The organism is Methylobacterium sp. 37f, assembly GCF_023093475.1.
Taxonomy (GTDB): domain Bacteria; phylum Pseudomonadota; class Alphaproteobacteria; order Rhizobiales; family Beijerinckiaceae; genus Methylobacterium.
In genome coordinates, this window is the sequence record NZ_JAGHKN010000059.1 from 1 (window position 1) to 18,192 (window position 18,192).

An 18,192-nucleotide genomic window follows, 5' to 3' on the forward strand; every position below is an offset into this window, starting at 1 on the left:
ACTGCGTCCAGGACGCGAATGCGCAGATCGTGACTGTAGGCACGGGCCATGGCGATCTCCCTGACGAACCTTCAGGGATCAACGCTCACCTCGCCGCAACGACTCAGGGATCGTGGAAAACGCTCTAGCAGTTCGGACAGGGGGCCGCCGCCCCGGATCATGCTGCCGGCGACACGCCCGACGCTTCCGATGTGCGAGATCTGAACGGCATAGGCGAGGCGATGCGCCTTCCGTGAGGCGAACCAGGCGCCACCCTGCGGCAGGAATAGATCCGCGCACAACAGCCTTGTTAACCAGAATTGCAGCGGCACTCAATTGCCCGGTCCAGGCGTTCTCAGAACCTGCCGCGGATGAAATTGCTCTAATGGCCGAGCTGGTGCCGCTTTGGCTCGCGATCAAGCACCAACAGGATCGCATGAAGGTTCTGAGTATCGCTCGCAGTGTTGCGCCGACGATTGCCGCGGCAGAAGCTCACTGAAGCGGACGGGTCTTACAAGCGCCCACTCAAAAAGTTATTTTTGAAGGTGTTGGCGCAGCGTATGTATCCGACGGCTGGGTCAGGGGGCTGTGGCCCGACATCCGCACCTAATCCGCTGGATCCTTCCGGGCTCCCTTCGCGACAATCCGCATCATGGGGTCTGGCAGGGGGCGTTGAAGATCTAAGGCGATCTCGGTCGGGGCGCTGAGCCAGGTGCTCCACTCCTCAGGTGTTGTCAGTAGCACCGGCATCGCCTTCCTGTGGATCGGGCCGACCACGCCGTTGGCCTCGCAGGTGAGGAACGAGAACAGGCGGTGTGCTTCCTCGACGCGGTCGGGGTTCTCGGCCTTTGTACCGCGCACGCCCTTCCAGGGCCGCCAGATGCCCGCAAACGCGAACAGTGGTCGGTCCTCACCGAGAGCAAACCAGTTCGGCGTCTTCTTCGGTTTGGTGTCGGCGTACTCGCTGAAGGATGATACGGGCACGAGGCAGCGGTACTCCGGCTTCAGCCAGGGCCGCCAATGCGGGCTCTTCACGTTGCGCACGTTGGTGACAGGGTGCTCACCGAACTGCTTCGGGCCCGGGATGCCCCAGCGGAACATCTCCAGGACGCGTTCGCCGTTCTCGGCTGCACGCACGATGGGCGCCCGCTGGTCCGGGAATATGCCCGGCAGCGGCGGCAGGTTGCCGGCATGATCCACCAAAACCCCGAACGAAGCGCGGATCTCCGCTTGGGGCGTGACCAGGTTGTAGAGGTTGCACATGGCTGAGCTCCTCGCTGCGTCGGCTATCGCCCCCCCAGAGACGCAGGCTGACCCGGTAAGGCGATGCGGGTTCCGGTGTCCGTGAGGGTGTCCCCGGTGATTTGATACACGCCGAGCGTCCGGTCGACGTAGTTGCCGATGTAGACGTAGGTGCCCGACGGGCTGAACACGATGCCCTGGGTCACCGCTCCAGCTTCAGCCTCGGCGACGCGCCGAACGCGGCCCTCCGGCTCGATCGCCAGGAGAGCTATGGAACCGCTTGGCGTGTAGCCGGGGCTGACCTGCGGCGCGCTCGCGCCCCGGACCACCGATACGGCCGCGTGGCGCCCGTCGGGTGCGATCGCCAGAGCTTCGGGGGTGTCGCCGATCCCCACATGGTCGATGACGACGGGGCGCTTCGCATCCGCTCGGATCACGCTCACCGTATCGGCGTGGCCGTCGCTGGGCTCGGGACCCGTGTTGCCAGTGAGCGCAAGCGTGCCGTCCGGCGTTAGGTCGAGGCCGTAGACGCCGGATCCAACAGGCATGTCAAGGCTTCGGTCGTAGCTGACTTCCGTGCGGTCGATGGCAAGGACGCCGATCTTCCCAGCCTTGTTCTTGGCGAAGAAAGCCCGCTTGCCGTCCGGCGCGAAGGTGACAGCAGCGGCCTCGTCACCGACATCAACCGTGACGACTGGGCGAACGACGGTGCCGCCGATTGTCAGCGCCGTAACGCTGCGCCCCTCGCGGTTGGCGATAAGCATGAGGTCGCCCACCTTGTTGATGGCGAGGCCGGACGGCTGCAGGCCGACCTTCAGGGTCTCGATCAGGCGCGGCGGCTCGGCTGCGAGGTCGATGACGTGGAGCTGGTTATCGGCTTGCGCGTACCAAGCCGGTCCCTCCTGACGCATGAGGACTGAACTCGCCACCAGCCCAAGCTGTCCATCTGGCGTGATCCGAAGGTTCGTTGGCGGCCCATAGACCGAGTTGTCGAGGGGAAGAGTGTGAACGAGCCGTGGGTTCGCCTCGTCGCTGACATCGAGGATGCCGACCGCGTCATGGCCGTTCGGTCCGTTTCTCCCGCCTTGCGCTTCGAAGAAGGTTTTGCCGTCGAGGCCGACGAGGATGAAAGCTCTCGTGTCCGCTATGGCTGCGCTGGGAACAGCCAAAGCCAAGAGCGCAGCGGTTCGGAGCGTGTTGGCCTGGGATCGTCTCATCAGCCGAATATAGGGCAGACGCGGCCGGAACACTGGACCCTCGCTGATCCTGGCCGCATCGAGCCGTTCATGGACTAGGGCAACCGGCCGGATGAAGCGGCCGAGCGGGATAGCCTTCTCGAAGCCCCTCCCCTCCAGATACGTCTTTGAACGCCGTACAATCGCGCGCAGGCCGAACGAGGCCCTATGTCGCCTTCGCGCCGCGTGCCCGCCAACTCGCCTGGATCTGCGCTCTAAGCTTCGCAATTCGCGTCTCGTGCGCAGCCCAGTACGCCTTCTCGAACTCAGGCGTTCCTCGCTTTAAGCCTTTCGGCAAAGGCGTTTGAGCTAAGGACAGCGAGGCGGATCGGGGCGATGAGGGTGCAGGCGCTTGTACCACTCTCATGGCCTCAGGGATCTTGAGGACCGCTTGCGCCCGCGAGCAGTAGCTCACGGACAAGGGCGACATCGTCTCCGACCCATGACCGGCCCTATACTTCATCAGAGCGCGGCAGAGGTCGCCCTTTGCGAGACGCCATGCCTCTGCCAGATACCGGACACCATAGCGAATGTTCACCTCAGGCTGCGCGAGTTCGGCTGTGCTGCCTTTGAAGCCTAGCATAGCCGCTGTCGCTGGCCGGACCTGCATCAGGCCGATCTCTCCGACGCCTCCGATGACAGAGGGGTTGTAGCCGCTTTCGATCTGGGCGACGGCATCCGCGATCTCAACGGGCAGTCCCGCTGACACCGCTTCACGGTGGATGATGGACAGGTAGGCAGCACGAGCACTCTTACCCGCCGGGTGGGGCGTGGTGCTATCCGGGAAAGAGGCCAGACCATTCTCATGAGCCAGGACCATGCTGGCTGGCTGCGCCACTGCTGCCGATGCCAAGCAAGCTAAACCCAGCGCCATAAGCGAACGAAGCATCGGCTCTCCTCACATGAGAGAGCCTCGTACCATCGCCGCGCTAACAAGAAGCTGCATTCCTTTGAACGCTTAGTCTGGTAAGGAAAACGACGTGACCCTGTTGGCGAATTCCGAGGGGTGGTGGTCTGGGTGTAGGATGGCCGTCCCGCCCGGAGGCCACTCATGTCGCTCCGCCCGCAATCCGTGCTCCCGCCGGTGCCTGAGGACACCGCCCGGATCGCTCGAACCGCGTTTCGCCGCGGCAATCCATACCTGCTGCTGCGGGACCGCCTCGGTCCCATCTTCACCGACGCGACGTTTGCCGACCTCTATCCGGCGCGCGGGCAGCCCGCCTACGCGCCCTGGCGTCTGGCCCTCGTCACGCTGATGCAGTTTCGCGAAGGCCTGAGCGATCGCCAAGCCGCCGAGGCCGTCCGAGCTCGGATCGACTGGAAGTACCTGCTGGCGCTCGACCTCATCGATCCCGGCTTCGACCACAGCCTCCTGTGCGAGTTCCGGGGCCGGCTCCTGCAGCACGCGGCCAGCGAACGCTTGCTGGGCCGCATCCTTGACGCCGCGCGCGATCAAGGCCTGCTCAAGGCGCGGGGCCGTCAGCGCACCGACAGCACGCACGTGCTGGCGGCCGTGCGCGACCTCAATCGGGTCGAGCTCCTGGCCGAGACACTGCGTGCGGCCCTCAATGCCATCGCAACAGCCGCCCCGGCTTGGCTGCGTGCTCTCGCCCCGCCCGAGTGGCACACCCGCTACGATCATCGCGTCGAGGAAACGCGTCTGCCGGAGACCGGCGCGAAGCGGGAGGCTTACGTGCTCCAGGTCGGGGCTGATGGCCATCGCCTGCTCGACGCCCTGGACGACGCGGCTGCGCCGCCATTGGCCGCGGCCTTGCCCGCCATTGCTGTCCTTCGGCGGGTGTGGGCGCGCCACTTCGAGCGGTGGAACGGCACGGACGGCGAAGCCGACCCGGTGCGATTACGCGACGCGCGCGGGCGTGGTCCGGGCGACCGGGTCGAGTCGCCCTATGACATCGACGCCCGGTTCCGGGCCAAATCCGGAACCGACTGGACCGGGTACATGGTCCACCTGACAGAGACCTGCGATCCCGGCCTGCCGCGGCTGGTCGTCCACACTGACACCACGCCGGCCAACGTGCACGAAGCCGTTCGCACCGGCGCGATCCACGAGGCGCTGTCCGAGGCAGGCTTGGCTCCATCCGAGCATCTGGTCGATGCCGCATACGTGAGCGCCGAGCAGCTGGTGGTGGCCAACGCACGGCACGGGATCGACCTGATCGACCCGACGCGGTCCAATCATAGTTGGCAGCGGCGCAATGCCGAGGCGATCCAGGTGACGGACTTCGCCGTCGACTGGGAACGCCGCAGCGTGCGTTGCCCGGAGGGGCATGAGAGCACGAGCTGGGGCGAGTACCGGGACACAGTGAGCGGTCGCCCGTTCATCCGAGCCGGCTTCAGCCCTGGCGATTGCCGGCCCTGTCCGGCCAAACCGCGCTGCACCCGAGCGGCAAGCCGTCGGCTGACCCTGCATCCGCGTGCCGAGCACGAGGCATTGGCGGCAGCGCGCAAACAGCACGAGAGCAAGCAGGGCCGGCGCCTGTACGCGCAACGGCAGGGCATCGAGGGCACGATTTCTCAGGGCGTGCGCAGCTTCGGCCTGCGCCGCTCCCGCTACCGCGGACTGGCGAAGACGACCTTCCAGGGGGTGGCCACGGCCGCTACCCTCAACCTGGATCGTCTGGCCGCCTGGTTCGGGCACAGACCCCTGGCCTCGGCCCACACCTCACGATTCAGCGCTCTCGCCGCATAGCCGCCGACTTCGCCAACAGTGTCCGACGTTATTCCCGACACTAAGTTATGAGCGTAGTTGTCCAGATCCGTTCGTAGAGCGTACTGGCGGATCGCGACCCAACCCAGACGTAACAGTCACTGCGAGCACCGCCCGAAAGCAGTCATAGAGCCGAGGGAGGCTGGACGGGAAAGATCGGGGCGGAAGTGGGCATCGGGTCGTTCACATGCGCATGGCTTCGACGAAGGCTCGGAATGCCGCGCTGGGCTGTCGACGGCTCGGATAGTAGAGGTGGTTCGGCGGCAGGACCGGTGCCCAACCCGCGAGGACCTCGACGAGCGCGCCGCTCTCCATCTGTCGTTCCACATGCGGCCGCGGCAGGCAGGCGACACCGAGGGCGGCGTCCGCGGCGTCGCGCATCACGTCGACGTCGTTGGTGACGAAGGACCCGGGCACCGCACGCCCGAACCGATGTCCGTCCCGCTCGAACTCCCAGACGTGGATCGTGCCCGAGGAGGTGTAGCGGTAGCAGAGGCAGCGGTGCCGGCCGAGGTCATCGGGCGCTTGCGGGGCATCGTTGCTTTTGAGGTAGGCGGGCGCGGCCACGAAGACGAGCGGCACGGGGTCGCTGATCCGTACCGAGATCATGTCACGCTGCAGTTCGCCCTCATGCCGGACCCCGCAATCGAAGCGTTCGGCCACGATGTCGACGAGCCCGTCGTTGACCACGAGTTCCACTGCAACGTCGGGGTAGCTGGCGGCGAACGGCGTCAGGCGCGGGAGGACGACGTGCACGGCCGCTGGCCGATGCGCGTTTACTCGGATACGGCCGGCGGGCCGCTCACGGTTCATGGCCAGCGCGCCGAGCGCCCCTTCGACGGAGGCCAGGGCCGGGCGGAGGCTCTGCAGGAGATCAACACCCGCCTGCGTCGGAGCGAGTGAGCGCGTGGTCCGCTCAAGGAGACGGATGCCGAGCTTTCCTTCGAGAGCACGCATGGTGTGGCTGAGGGCGGAGGCGGAAAGACCGAGGCGCACCGCTGCCCGCGCGAAGCTGCCGGCCTCGACGATGGTGGCGAACACAGCGAGCCCCGACCAGAGGTCGCGATCCATTCCTGAAAATCCTTCAGCAACCCGTGCGGCTTTCCCTGTCTAATCCGCATGCTTGTTCCGGTCCATGTTCGCCCTGCTCACCCCGGGAACTCCCTTCCTTCCCCCCGAGCCGTTGAAGTGAGACCGGCTCCGTGCATGCTGGTGACAGAAAGCTTCCTGATGAACCTTCACTCCTATCGCGCTCTCGGCAGGTCCGGGCTCCTCGTGAGCCCTCTCGCGCTCGGCACCATGACCTTCGGCACGCCACGGTGGGGCTTGGACGAGGCAGACAGCCGCGCGGTGTTCGACCGCTACACCGAGCTCGGCGGCAACTTCGTCGATACGGCCGACGTCTACGCAGGCGGCCGATCCGAGGAGATGGTCGGTGCCTTCGTGGCAAAGCGTGGTCTCCGGGAGCGTTTGGTCATCGCCACGAAGTCCGGCTTTGCCACAGGACAGGGCATGCACCAGGGAGGCAACGGCGCACGGCACGTCCGGGCGGCGGTCGAGCGGTCGCTGGCCCGCCTACGGACCGACTTCATCGACCTGTACTGGGTGCACGTCTGGGACGGCATTACGCCGGCCGAGGAACTGTTGGAGACGATGACGGCCCTTATCCGGGCAGGCAAGATCCGCTACTGGGGCCTGTCCAACACGCCGGCTTGGTACGTAGCCGAGATCGCCACGCTGGCGAGGCTGCGCGGCCAGCCCGTGCCCATCGGATTGCAGTATTTCTACTCGCTCGTCGAGCGCGGGGTGGAGAACGAGCACGTCCCCTTGGGACAAGCGTTCGGCCTTGGCCTCGTGCCGTGGAGCCCGCTCGCCTACGGCCTGCTAACGGGAAAGTACGACCGTGCCGAGGTCGAGGCTGGCCCTGCGCGGCGCGGGGGAGTTCCGAACCAAGGAGTCGCGAATGACCAAGCGCGCCCCGAGGGAGACAAGCGGCTCGACGGCGACAATCCCTTCGGGGACATGCTGTTCACGGACCGCAACTGGCGGATCGTGGACGTCTTGAGGCGCGTCGCCGAGGAGGCGGACCAGACGCCGGCCCGCGTGGCCTTGGCCTGGGTCGTCGGACGACCGGGTGTCGCCTCAACACTGCTAGGGGTGAGCCGGGCCGAGCAGGTGACCGACAACGTGGCAGCGCTCGGTCTCACTCTCTCGGCCGAGCATGCCGCGGCGCTCGATGCGGTGAGCGGTGGCAGCGAGAACCTCCTTTACAGCTTATCCCGACCACCCCTCCGCAACCAGGTCGTGTTCGGCGGTGCCGAGGTTCAGGGTTGGCAAGCATGAACGGCGCTTCGCCACGGCAGAGTCGCGGGCCCCTTACAGGGAGAGCTCGCGAGGCCCCTTGGTCAAACATAGGCCCTCCTGTCCCGCCATGTCGGGAGGGGGGGCGCCTCGGACTGGCCGTGCCCGCCGTGACGCCCGCAGTGCTGTCAGATGCCCTGGCCGCCGGAGACCTCGATGCGCTGCGCGTTCACCCAGCGGTTCTCGTCGGTCAACAAGCTCGCGACCATCGGTCCGATATCGTCCGGCACGCCGACGCGGCCGAGCGCTGTGAGACCTGCGAAGAGCGTATTGAGGTCAGCATTGTCGCGCACAGCGCCGCCGCCAAAATCGGTCTCGATGGCGCCAGGGGCCACCGTGTTCACCGCGATCCCCCGGCTTCCGAGCTCTTTGGCCATGTAGCGGGTCAGCACCTCGACCGCGCCCTTAACGGCGGCGTAGGCACCGTAGCCGGGTAAGCAGACCCGGGTCAGGCCCGACGAGAGATTCACGATGCGACCACCATCCGCGAGGAGTGGCAGCAGGGTCTGGGTGAGGAAGTAGACGCCCTTGGAGTGAACGTCGACCAGCCGGTCGAACTGCTCCTCGGTCGTTTGCCCGATCAGGGCGTAGTCGCCATGGCCGGCATTGTTCACAAGGTGGTCGAAGGTGTCCCGGCCCCAGGTCTCGCGCAGGGCCGCCTGCAGGAGCTCGGCGAAGGTGGCGAATACGCCGACGTCGCCGGTGTCGAGCTGCAGCGCGACCGCCTTATGGCCCATTGCCTGGATCTCCGCGACGACCGCTTCGGCCTCGCCTGCGCGGCTGTGGTAGGTGAGGACGACATCGCCGCCGTGGCGGGCGATGCTGAGCGCGGTGTTGCGGCCGAGCCCGCGACTGGCTCCGGTGACGAGGGCGATCTTGGTCAAGGGACGGCTCCGTTCGTTGGGCTAGCCGGGTATGCCGCTCCAGATCCAGCGCGTGTTACCGGAACCTCTCAAGTTCTTGCCTGATCCTACGAAGGATGATGCGTTCTTGCGGGCAATCGCCTACACTTTCCTTCCATGACGCCCCGCATAAGGCGATCCTGGCCCAGCCTTCCGACAAGGTGCCGGTGGATGCGGTCCGCAATGCCTTGCTGACGCTTTCCGCAGGCTTCCGCACCCAAGAGTTCATCGGCATCGACCGTGTCCTGCGGTCCAGCGAAACCCTTAGAGCGCGTAAGCAGGCAACCTATGGCCTGCATGAGCAGTCACTGCATGCCACGCTTGCCGAGCGGTGGCCGAGTCCTGACCGCAGCACTTCCTTGCGCCTTCTCGCGATGGCCTCGCACGGCGCCATGCGCTTGGCCATCGAGGACTGGATCCAGGCGGGCGGGGATCGGCCGCTGGACTCCTTCCTACACGCTGCGTTCGATGGGCTCGCAGCCGAGTTCTGCCGACCCCTGCAATAGCTTCGCACACATGTGCCGAAGGTTTGGACTGCCGAGATCCGACAGCTCCGGTACGTCCCCTACATCACCTTCGTCGCTTCCCATCAGCAGTCATTCGTCGGAAGTCCCGCAACTTCGGCTCGGGGTGGCAACCGGACCGTGGCCTTTCGCCCTTGAACCAGGCTTGCCATGTCCGACCTGACCTTGTCGTTCCAGATCTCCGCGGCAGTGCTCGGACACCGCCGTCACTTACGGATCACATCGCCATTGAGCCGAAGGACAACGGCTTCGAACGGACGACCAGCGGTGTTCATTCCGCCGCTGCGCGAAGGGGTGCTTGTTGAACGGCCGTGCCGTCGGTCCCGTCGCGCCAGCCTGTGCGGACCGGAGCGAGCGCCACCTGGTTACGACCGTTGTTCTTGGCGCGGTACAGTGCCGTGTCGGCGGCCTTGACGAGGTCGGCGCTGTTGCCGGACGTGCTCGGCACGGAGGAGACTCCGAGGGAGGCGGAGATCTTCGCCCCGTGCGCGCCCGAGAGATCCTCGATCCGGGCGCGGATCTGCTCGGCCTTCAGGGCGGCATCCGGGAGGTCGCAGTCCGGCAGGAACACGATCATTTCCTCGCCGCCGTACCGACACGCCACGTCGGTCTCCCGCAGGGCGCCGATGATCGCGGCCGCGGCCTCGCGCAACACGGCGTCGCCCGTGGCATGGCCATGTTCGTCGTTGAGGCGCTTGAAGTGATCGAGGTCGATCATGATCACCGAGACTTTCCGGCCCTCGCGTTCGGCGAGGCGGACGTACCGGTCGAGGCTGTCCTCCATGTAGCGTCGGTTGTAGAGGCCGGTCAGTGGGTCGCGCAGGGCCTGGTTGCGCAGCTTCTCCCGTAGCGCGATGTTCGAGAGCGCCAACGACATGGCGTCCCCGAGGGCCGAACTGAGCGGCAGGATAGCGGCGAGGCGCTGCTCCGCGTCCGAGCCCTCGGCGAAGATCTGGAGCAGGCCGAGATTCTCGCCCCGCGCGACCATGGGGATTTCGAGGGCGGCGGAGCCGGAGGCGTGATGCTCGCAGCACAGAGCCTTCGCGCCGCTCCGGTTGATGTGCGGCTTCCCGCGCTTCATCGCCCAGCACTGGTTGATGGTGATCGATTCGGGCAGGGGCGCTCCGTCCTCGCAGGCCCAAGAGGTCGACAAGACGAGGCGGTCGCGGGAGTTGTTGAACACGTAGAGGGCGCCGCCGAAACCCGTGATCAGTTCACCGGCCGTGGCCCGCAGGACCGCATTGGCGTCGTGGTGGTCGGTGGCGCTCTGGAGCATGTCCGTCATCTCGAACAGGTGCCCGACCTGCGTGCGCGAGGCGTCCATCGCCAGGATCGCCGCCGCTCGCGCCTGCGCCTCACGCGCACCGGAGCGGAAGGCGAAGATCATCACGCCAGCGATCAGGAGCTGCGACAGGAGCACCACGCTCTTGCCGATCTCGATCCGCGTCTCGTGGTCGGCGAAGTGCGTGTTCCAATCCGCCAGGAAGGTCTCGAACGCGTGGCGCATCTTCCCAACTAGGGCGGCACTCCCGCGCTCCCTGAGGAAGCCCTGGGCTTCGTCCAGCTTCCCGGCGCGCACAAGCGCGAGGGCGTCGGTCCAGAGCGTCTCGAGGGATTTCAAGGTGGCGTCCGCCGACAGTCCGCTTCCGTCCGGCGCCTTGAGGAAGCGATCGAGCCTTACGAGGTGGGAATCGCGTCGGCTGTGGAGTGCCTCGAAGGCGCGGCTGTACTCGCCGTACTCGCTGTCCCGTTCGCCGATCGCCCGATTGAGAACGTAGGTCTCCGCATCCATAAGGGCTTCCTGTGCGATGCGCATCTGCCGCCCGCCCTCGCGCAGGTCGATGAGCGCCTGCTGGTGCGTGTTGGTGTAGAAGAAGCCCGAAAGGACGATCGTGATCATGACCACGACGAGGCCGACCTGCGCGATAAAGCGCTGAGGGGCGTTGCCGCGCCATCCTCTCGGAACGACAGTCGCGTTTGCATGTTCGATGACCGCCATGTTCTCAACCGAATCCCAGGGTCGCGGGCGAGCGACGCTAGGAAGCAGTGAGGCACCAACTCGTTCCGCTCCATGAAACAACATGGCTAAAAAATATTCGGCTTGTGGATGGCCTTCAACAAAGGTCTAACCACCTTAGTCTCTCGCCGAATTAAGGCTGCCTTTCCGCTCTTCACTCAACCAAGTCTAACCGCGGACTTGCAGGTCCCGACTCAACCTCGTCGTGCATCATTGATGAAGCGGATCCGGAAACCGGACGTAGTTCGCCAGACGATAAAGGTACGGCCGTCAGTGGGCGACGAAGTGCTGGACGACGTGTTGGCGCGTGTCGACGCGGCTGAGGCGGAGATGAGGCGTTCGTGGGATCGGCTGGACTCGCTGGATGATACCAGCGGTTCATTCCTGGGTTTGGGCCGGCGACTAGTGGGTGAGCCCTGACGGTTGAGTCCGTGTGGGGTTTCGGTTTGAGGTTCGTCCTGCGAGTCTGGTGAGATACGCAGTGGCATCTCTTTCACGCTCTCCACCTCAGATCGCCTTCGGCTCGAAGCACTCGTCGCAGATCGAAACACGTCGCAGAAGCACGTCTGGCGCGCGCGTATCGTGCTGCTGAGCGCCGATGGGTTGGGGACGCATGCGATCATGCGTGAGGCGGGCGTGTCCAAGACGGTGGTCTGGCGCTGGCAGGACCGCTTCGCGCAGGAGGGCGTCGATGGGCTCCTTCGGGACAAGACGCGACCGGCGCGTATCCGGCCGCTGGGGCCGGAGGTGGCGGCGCGCGTGGTGGCTCTGACGCAAGGAGAACCACCCGGCGAGACCACGCATTGGACGGCCGCCGCCATGAGCAAGGCCGCGGCCATCAGCGTCTCGTCGGTACAGCGGATCTGGCGGGGGCACGGCCTACAGCCACACCGGGTCCGGCAGTTCAAGCTCTCCACCGACCCGGCCTTCGCCGCCAAACTGCGCGACGTCGTCGGGCTCTACGTCGACCCGCCGGCCCACGCCGTCGTGCTCTCGGTCGACGAGAAGAGCCAGATCCAGGCGCTCGCCCGCACGCAGGCCCCGTTGCCGATGAAGCCGGGCCAGCCGACGACGCGCACCCACGATTACAAGGGCCACGGCACGACGACCCTGTTTGCCGCCCTGGACGTGCTGGAGGGCAAGGTGATCGGCCGCTGCATGCAGCGCCACCGGCATCAGGAGTTCATCCGCTTCCTCAATGCGGTCGAGGCGGCGGTTCCGGCAGGCAAGATCGTCCACGCGATCCTGGACAACTATGCCGTCCACAAGCACCCGAAGGTCCGCGCCTGGCTCGACCGCCACCCGCGCTGGACCTTCCACTTCACCCCGACCTCAGCCTCGTGGCTCAATGCCGTCGAGGGCTTCTTCGCCAAGCTCGCAAAACGCCGGCTCCAACGCGGCGTGTTCGGATCGCTGATCGAGGTGAAGACCGCCATCAAACGCTTCATCGCCGAGAGCAACGGCAATCCAAAGCCCTTCGTCTGGACCGCCGACCCGGATCGCATCATCCAGGCCGCAAAGCGTGGGCACCAAGTGTTAGACTTGCACCACTAGGAAATACGAGAGAGTGACGGAGCTTGGAACCTTTGGATATCTGCCCGGTAGAAAGGCACGGCGGGTAGCCTTCAGCCTACTTCGCGGTGGGGACCAATCTCGGGGCTCTGCGTTAATCCAGGTGAACATCTACCGAGAGGCTAACGAGCCGCCACGAACCGGGCGGTAATCGAATGCGCCTTTCCCGCACCATGGTGACCATGCCCGCAGATACATCAGGCCCTGCCGCCCCAGGTTCCCGTCTCATCGCCTCCACCGGCATTCCCGGCCTCGACGACATCCTGATCGGCGGCTTCACCCGTGAGCGCCTTTTTCTGGTCGAGGGTACGCCTGGCGCGGGCAAGACGACGCTGTCGCTGCAGTTCCTGCTCGAAGGTGTCGTCCGAGGCGAGAAGGGCCTCTACGTCACACTATCGGAGAGTGCCGACGAACTTCGCGCTGGTGCCGCCTCCCATGGCTGGAGCCTGGACGGCATCGAGGTCTACGAACTCGTCAGCGAGCTCGGCCTCGACCCTGATAGTGAGCAGTCCATCCTGCATCCGTCAGAGGTCGAGCTCGGCGAGACCGTGCGCGAGGTCATGGAGCGCGTCGACGCGCTCAAGCCCGCCCGAGTGGTGTTCGACAGCCTGTCCGAACTCCGCCTTCTCGCCCAGAACCCGCTGCGGTACCGGCGCCAGATCCTGGCCCTGAAGCAGTTTTTCGCGTCGCGTCGCTGCACGGTGTTGATGCTCGACGACAACACGGCGGACGTCCAGCTCCACAGCATCGCCCATGGGGTCTTGGTCCTGGAACAGATGGAGCGAGAGTTCGGGTCCGAGCGTCGGCGCATCCGCGTGGTCAAGATGCGCGGCGTGAAGGTGCGCGGCGGGTTACATGATTTTGCGCTCGGTACAGGCGGCCTCACAGTCTTCCCGCGGCTCATCGCGGCCGAGCACGGCGCGAACTTCGATCCGGTCACCACCTCGACCGGTCTTCCCGAACTCGACCTGCTCCTTGGCGGCGGGCTCGTCCAGGGGACCAACACCCTGCTCATGGGTCCGTCCGGCGCCGGCAAGACGACCACTGCCGTCCGCTGCCTGCTCGCTGCGCTGGAGCGGAGCGAACACGCAACCTACTTCCTGTTCGACGAGGGCAAGGCGACCTTGCTCGCACGTTCCGCACTCCTCGGCATGGACCTGCGGCCCTATGTGAAGACTGGGGCCCTGAACCTCATGCAGATCGACCCGGCCGAGATCTCGCCGGGCGAGTTCGCCTGCCGGGCCCGCGAAGCCGTCGAAGACCATGGCTCGACCTTTATCGCCATCGACAGCCTCAACGCCTACGTCCACGCCATGCCGGACGAGCAGTACCTTGTCCTACAGATGCACGAGCTGCTGAGCTACCTCAACCAGAAGGGGACCACGACCGTCCTAGTGCTGGGACAACACGGGGTCATCGGCGAGATCCGGAGTGACGTCGATCTGAGCTACCTCAGCGACGGCATCGTGCTGTTCCGATATTTCGAGGCCGAAGGCGCTGTCCGTACGGCCCTTTCCGTGGTGAAGAGCCGGGTCAACGCGCATGAGCGCACGATCCGCGAACTGATGATCTCAGGCACGGGCCTGCAGGTCGGCGAGGCGCTGACCGACTTTCAGGGCGTCCTCACCGGGTTGCCGGCATACGGCGGCAAGGTTGCCATGCTGAAAGCTGATGCCGCCACGACGCCCGGCGCAAGCGCATGACAGCAATGACGGACGTCGAAAACCGGGTCCTGATCCTGGCGCCGCGCGGTCGCGATGCCGGGGTTATCGAGCAGTTGCTCGCGAAATCGGGGACGCCCGCCTGCATCTGCCCGGACGTCGCGAGCTGGGTCAGCGAACTGCGGAACGGCGCAGCCGCTACCATCGTCACCGAGGAGGCACTGGTCGAGGCCGACACAACCTCCCTAAACGATTGGGTTGACCATCAGCCGCCGTGGTCGGACTTCCCGTTCATCATGCTGGCGACCCGCCAGGCTGGGCGCCGCCCCGCGCGTGCCGCCGCCATCATCGAGCGGCTCGGCAACGTCGTACTGCTGGAGCGCCCCATCAACGCCGAGACACTGGCAAGCGCGGTCGCGTCCGCCTTGCGGGTCCGGCGCCGTCAGTATCAAGCGCGCGGGCACATCCTCGAACGCGAGCAGGCGCAGGAGCGTCTCAGGATTGCGAACGAGACGCTGGAGCGTCGCGTCGAGGAGCGGACGCACGAAGTCGAGGCGGCGCGCGAGACGTTGGCATTCGCGCTCGATTCCGCTGGCATGGGCTCGTGGGACCTCGATCTCATCAACGATACTGCTCGGCGTTTCGGTCGCTACGACGCGATCTTCGGCTACGATGCTCCGATGGCGTCCTGGGGCCGTGCCGACCTCCTCGGCCATGCCGTCCCGGAGGACCGGCCCCTCGTGGAGGCGGCCTTCGCGTGGGCGTTGGCGACCGGCGTCCTCGACATCGAGTGCCGTATCCTACGCCCGGACGGCGCTGTCCGATGGATCGCCGCGAAAGGCCGCGCGGAATATGATCGCGATGGGCTGCCCGTCCGCATGGCCGGCATCGTCCTCGACCGGTCCGAGCAGCGCGTGACCGAAGATGCCCTGCGGCAGGCCCAGAAGATGGAAGCCATCGGGCAGTTGACCGGGGGCGTGGCGCACGACTTCAACAACCTGCTAACGGTCATCGTCGGCGGCCTCGACATGGTGATCCGCAAGCCGGAGAACACGGAACGGGTCGTACGCCTCGCCGAGGCTGCCATGGCGGCCGCGCGCCGGGGCGAGCAACTCACCCAACAGCTCCTGGCCTTCTCCCGACGCCAGATGCTACGGCCCCAGACCCTCAATCCGAACCGCCTGCTCCTCGACTTCCGGCCCCTGGCAGAACGGGCTGCCGGTGCTGCCATCGAGATGGTCTTCGATCTAGATCCCGCCATCGATCCCATCCGCATCGACCCCGCTCAGTTCGAGGCCGCCGTACTGAACCTGGTGGTCAACGCCCGCGACGCAATGGAGGATAGCGACGGTGTGGCCCGCATCGCTGTGCGGAGCCGCAACGTCCGCCTCGACACCGCTGCTGTCGCCGACAAGGGCGTGCCTCCGGGGGACTACGTCGAGATCTCCGTCTCTGACATTGGCAGTGGCATCCCGGCCGAGATGCTCGCCCGCATCTTCGAGCCGTTCTTCACGACGAAGGAAGTCGGCAAGGGAACGGGTCTGGGCCTGTCCCAGGTCTATGGCTTCACCCGCAGCGCCGGTGGCTACGTCGATATTCAGTCCGAGGTCGGAGCTGGCACCACGTTCCGGCTTCGGATACCCCGCTCCGCCGATGCAGCCGGGGAGGAGGTCGGTACCGGCTCCGCCAGCGTGCTGCCTCTGCGTCGCGCCACTGAAGGCGACACCGTCCTTCTGGTCGAGGACGACGAGGGGGTGCTCGCAATGGCGGTCGAGAGCCTGGAAGAGCTGCGCTATCGGGTGATCGTCGCGCGCAATGCCGCGGAAGCACTGGACCACCTGAGAGGCGTCGGGCGCATCGATATCCTGTTCTCTGACGTGGTGATGCCCGGCGGGATGAACGGGTCGCAGCTCGCGGTCGAGGCACAGCGCCTGCGTCCCGGCATGAAAGTCCTGCTGACCTCCGGCTACGTCGCCAACCTCGACGAGGGCCAGGTCATCGGAAAAGGTGAGCTCACCGTGCTGAACAAGCCATACCGGCGCGACGAGCTCGCCCGCTCGCTGCGCTTGGTCCTGAACAACGGGGCCGCCTGAAACCCTACGACGGTCGGCGCCTCAATGGACCGTTGGCGTGAGCCATCTGTCTGCCGATGGTTCGAGGGCAACTTCCCCGCCTCGGCATGCTTCTCATCCACATGAACGCTGAAGTGCTATCGACCCTACCCCATTCCACTGTTTCAGATCCGCTGAGGGTAACGCTCGCCCGGGATTGGGCTGAGACCGCACTCGGACCAGTGCAGACATGGCCGAGCTCGCTTCGAACCCTGTGCGAAGTCATCGACGGCTCGGCTCAGCCGATGTTCACTGTCTGGGGACCGGAACGCATCCTCATCCACAACCAGGCCTACGCGCCCATCCTGGCCGAGAAGCGCGCCTTGGCCCTCGGACGGCCGTTCCTCGACGTCTGGTCCGAGATCCGGGACGACCTCACGCCACTCGTCGAGCGGGCCTATGCCGGCGAGGCCGTTCAGATGGACGACATCACGCTCCTGATGCATCGCCGCGGCGAGCTGGACGAGGCGCACTTCGCCTTCTCCTACACACCGATCCGAAGCGAGGATGGACAGGTCGCTGGCTTCTTATGCGCTTGCTGGGAAACCACCGGCCAGGTCATGGCCGAACGCGAGCGACGGGCAGTTGCGGACCGGATCCAGGCAGCCCTCGCGATCAGGACGGTCGGCATTATCCACTGGAGCGAGAACTACCGGCTGACCACGGTGAATGAGGCCTTCCTGAAGATGACCGACTTCACCGAGGCTGAGGCGCTCGGCAGAACCTGGCAGGAGCTGACGCCTCAGGAGTTCTGGCCGGCCTCGAAGCGGGCAGTCGAGCAGGTCGCCACGCTGGGCGAGGCGGTGCCCTACGAGAAGCAATACTTCCGCAAGGACGGCTCGCGGTGGTGGGGCCTATTCGCCCCGCGTAAGGTCGAAGACGGCGCCATCGAATTCGTGCTCGACATCTCCGAACGCAAGCAGGCCGAGGAGCACCTGCGAGAGCGTGAGCAGCGTCTGCAACTCATCCTAGACAGCGCCACCGACTACGCCATTCTCACCCTCGACCCCGACCGCCGGGTGACCGGCTGGTCGGCCGGTGCCCAGCATACCTTCGGCTTCGAGGCCGGGGAAATCCTTGGACGGTCCGGCGACCTCCTCTTCACGCTGGAGGACCGCGACGCGGGCGTGCCGGAACAAGAGGTTGAGACGGCAAGGCACGAGGGCCAAGCCGCCAATATCCGATGGCACCAGCGCGAGGACGGCAGCCGCGTCTTCGTGAGTGGTTCGATGACCGTGCTTCGCGGTCCGGCGGGCGAGGAGATCGGCTTCCTCAAGGTCGTCCGTGACGAGACGGAGCGGCGCCAGGCCGAGGAGGCGATCCGGGAGACCGAGGAGCGCTACCGGCTTGCGGTCCATGCCACCAACGACGCGATCTGGGATTGGAACCTTATCACGGACCATATCCGCTGGAACGAGGCGGTGAGGACGCTATTCGGCTACAGACCCGAGGAGGTCGAGCCTAGCGGAGTATGGTGGAAGTCGCACATCCACCCCGATGATCGAGGCAGGGCGGCAGCTGGTATAACGGCAGCTATTGAGGGACGAACAGAGGGTTGGATTTCCGAGTACCGCTTCGAACGCCGGGACGGCACCTTTGCCGATGTCCTGGACCGCGGAACCGTCATCCGAGACAGCCGAGGCCGAGCCGTCCGCATGGTCGGCGCGATGCATGACCTCACACCCCACAAGCAGGCGGAGGCGATGCTGCGCCAGCTCAACGAGACACTGGAATGTCCGTCGTCAGATGATTTGGGACATTCAGCGGTGTTCAGGGACAGAGGCTCTGGTCCATCTGGGGTAGGAGGTTAGGCGGCCTGCGCGTGGTGGCGCAAGCGGCGATCCATCAGGGTCTGGCGCT

General features: G+C 65.8%; 14 protein-coding genes. 8 read left to right on the top strand and 6 right to left on the bottom strand.

What is annotated here, in order from left to right:
• Window positions 1-585: 585 nt before the first annotated feature.
• Both J7U37_RS23540 and J7U37_RS23545 read right to left on the bottom strand, forming a co-directional pair.
• Window positions 586-1,242, bottom strand: coding sequence for an SOS response-associated peptidase (locus J7U37_RS23540; protein ID WP_247637299.1), 657 nt, complete (start codon window positions 1,240-1,242; stop codon window positions 586-588).
• 23 nt (window positions 1,243-1,265) lie between these two features.
• Window positions 1,266-2,150, bottom strand: a complete 885-nt coding sequence (locus tag J7U37_RS23545) for a lactonase family protein (RefSeq protein ID WP_244476835.1) — start codon at window positions 2,148-2,150, stop codon at window positions 1,266-1,268.
• A gap of 75 nt (window positions 2,151-2,225) precedes the next feature.
• On the opposite strand from J7U37_RS23545, the gene J7U37_RS23550 reads away from it, so the two are divergent.
• Window positions 2,226-2,516 (top strand): hypothetical protein, encoded by a 291-nt coding sequence (locus J7U37_RS23550; protein ID WP_247637300.1) that lies wholly within the window; start codon window positions 2,226-2,228, stop codon window positions 2,514-2,516.
• 106 nt (window positions 2,517-2,622) lie between these two features.
• On the opposite strand, the gene J7U37_RS23555 is transcribed toward J7U37_RS23550, so the two are convergent.
• Window positions 2,623-3,345 (bottom strand): transglycosylase SLT domain-containing protein, encoded by a 723-nt coding sequence (locus tag J7U37_RS23555; RefSeq protein WP_247637301.1) that lies wholly within the window; start codon window positions 3,343-3,345, stop codon window positions 2,623-2,625.
• Between the two features lie 162 nt (window positions 3,346-3,507).
• On the opposite strand from J7U37_RS23555, the gene J7U37_RS23560 reads away from it, so the two are divergent.
• Window positions 3,508-5,166 carry an IS1182 family transposase gene (locus J7U37_RS23560; RefSeq protein ID WP_247637302.1) on the top strand — a complete coding sequence of 553 codons (1,659 nt, stop codon included), beginning with the start codon at window positions 3,508-3,510 and terminating at the stop codon, window positions 5,164-5,166.
• Between the two features lie 201 nt (window positions 5,167-5,367).
• Here the strand turns inward: J7U37_RS23560 and J7U37_RS23565 are convergent, their stop codons facing one another.
• Entirely contained in the window at window positions 5,368-6,255 is an 888-nt protein-coding gene (locus tag J7U37_RS23565; RefSeq protein ID WP_056484668.1) for a LysR family transcriptional regulator, read from the bottom strand.
• Window positions 6,256-6,390: 135 nt separating this feature from the next.
• Here J7U37_RS23565 and J7U37_RS23570 point away from each other — a divergent pair, with 135 nt between their 5' ends.
• The gene (locus J7U37_RS23570) at window positions 6,391-7,527 is read left to right on the top strand and encodes an aldo/keto reductase (protein ID WP_247637303.1); all 1,137 of its coding nucleotides are present in this window, start codon (window positions 6,391-6,393) and stop codon (window positions 7,525-7,527) included.
• Window positions 7,528-7,673: 146 nt separating this feature from the next.
• On the opposite strand, the gene J7U37_RS23575 is transcribed toward J7U37_RS23570, so the two are convergent.
• Window positions 7,674-8,429: an SDR family oxidoreductase gene (locus J7U37_RS23575; RefSeq protein ID WP_247637304.1), complete on the bottom strand. Its 756-nt coding sequence runs from the start codon at window positions 8,427-8,429 to the stop codon at window positions 7,674-7,676.
• 95 nt (window positions 8,430-8,524) lie between these two features.
• Here J7U37_RS23575 and J7U37_RS23580 point away from each other — a divergent pair, with 95 nt between their 5' ends.
• Window positions 8,525-8,953, top strand: coding sequence for a hypothetical protein (locus tag J7U37_RS23580; RefSeq protein ID WP_247637305.1), 429 nt, complete (start codon window positions 8,525-8,527; stop codon window positions 8,951-8,953).
• Between the two features lie 289 nt (window positions 8,954-9,242).
• On the opposite strand, the gene J7U37_RS23585 is transcribed toward J7U37_RS23580, so the two are convergent.
• On the bottom strand, window positions 9,243-10,970 hold the full coding sequence (locus J7U37_RS23585; protein ID WP_247637306.1) for a GGDEF domain-containing protein: 1,728 nt from the start codon (window positions 10,968-10,970) through the stop codon (window positions 9,243-9,245).
• 492 nt (window positions 10,971-11,462) lie between these two features.
• Between J7U37_RS23585 and J7U37_RS23590 the strand changes: the two genes are divergently transcribed.
• The 4 genes from J7U37_RS23590 (at window position 11,463) to J7U37_RS23605 (ending at window position 18,143) form a co-directional block, all read left to right on the top strand.
• On the top strand, window positions 11,463-12,542 hold the full coding sequence (locus tag J7U37_RS23590) for an IS630 family transposase (RefSeq protein WP_247637309.1): 1,080 nt from the start codon (window positions 11,463-11,465) through the stop codon (window positions 12,540-12,542).
• Between the two features lie 200 nt (window positions 12,543-12,742).
• Entirely contained in the window at window positions 12,743-14,263 is a 1,521-nt protein-coding gene (locus J7U37_RS23595) for an ATPase domain-containing protein (protein ID WP_247637310.1), read from the top strand.
• 5 nt (window positions 14,264-14,268) lie between these two features.
• Window positions 14,269-16,314, top strand: coding sequence for a PAS domain-containing sensor histidine kinase (locus J7U37_RS23600; RefSeq protein ID WP_247637307.1), 2,046 nt, complete (start codon window positions 14,269-14,271; stop codon window positions 16,312-16,314).
• A gap of 263 nt (window positions 16,315-16,577) precedes the next feature.
• Window positions 16,578-18,143 carry a PAS domain S-box protein gene (locus tag J7U37_RS23605; protein ID WP_247637308.1) on the top strand — a complete coding sequence of 522 codons (1,566 nt, stop codon included), beginning with the start codon at window positions 16,578-16,580 and terminating at the stop codon, window positions 18,141-18,143.
• Window positions 18,144-18,192: the final 49 nt, after the last annotated feature.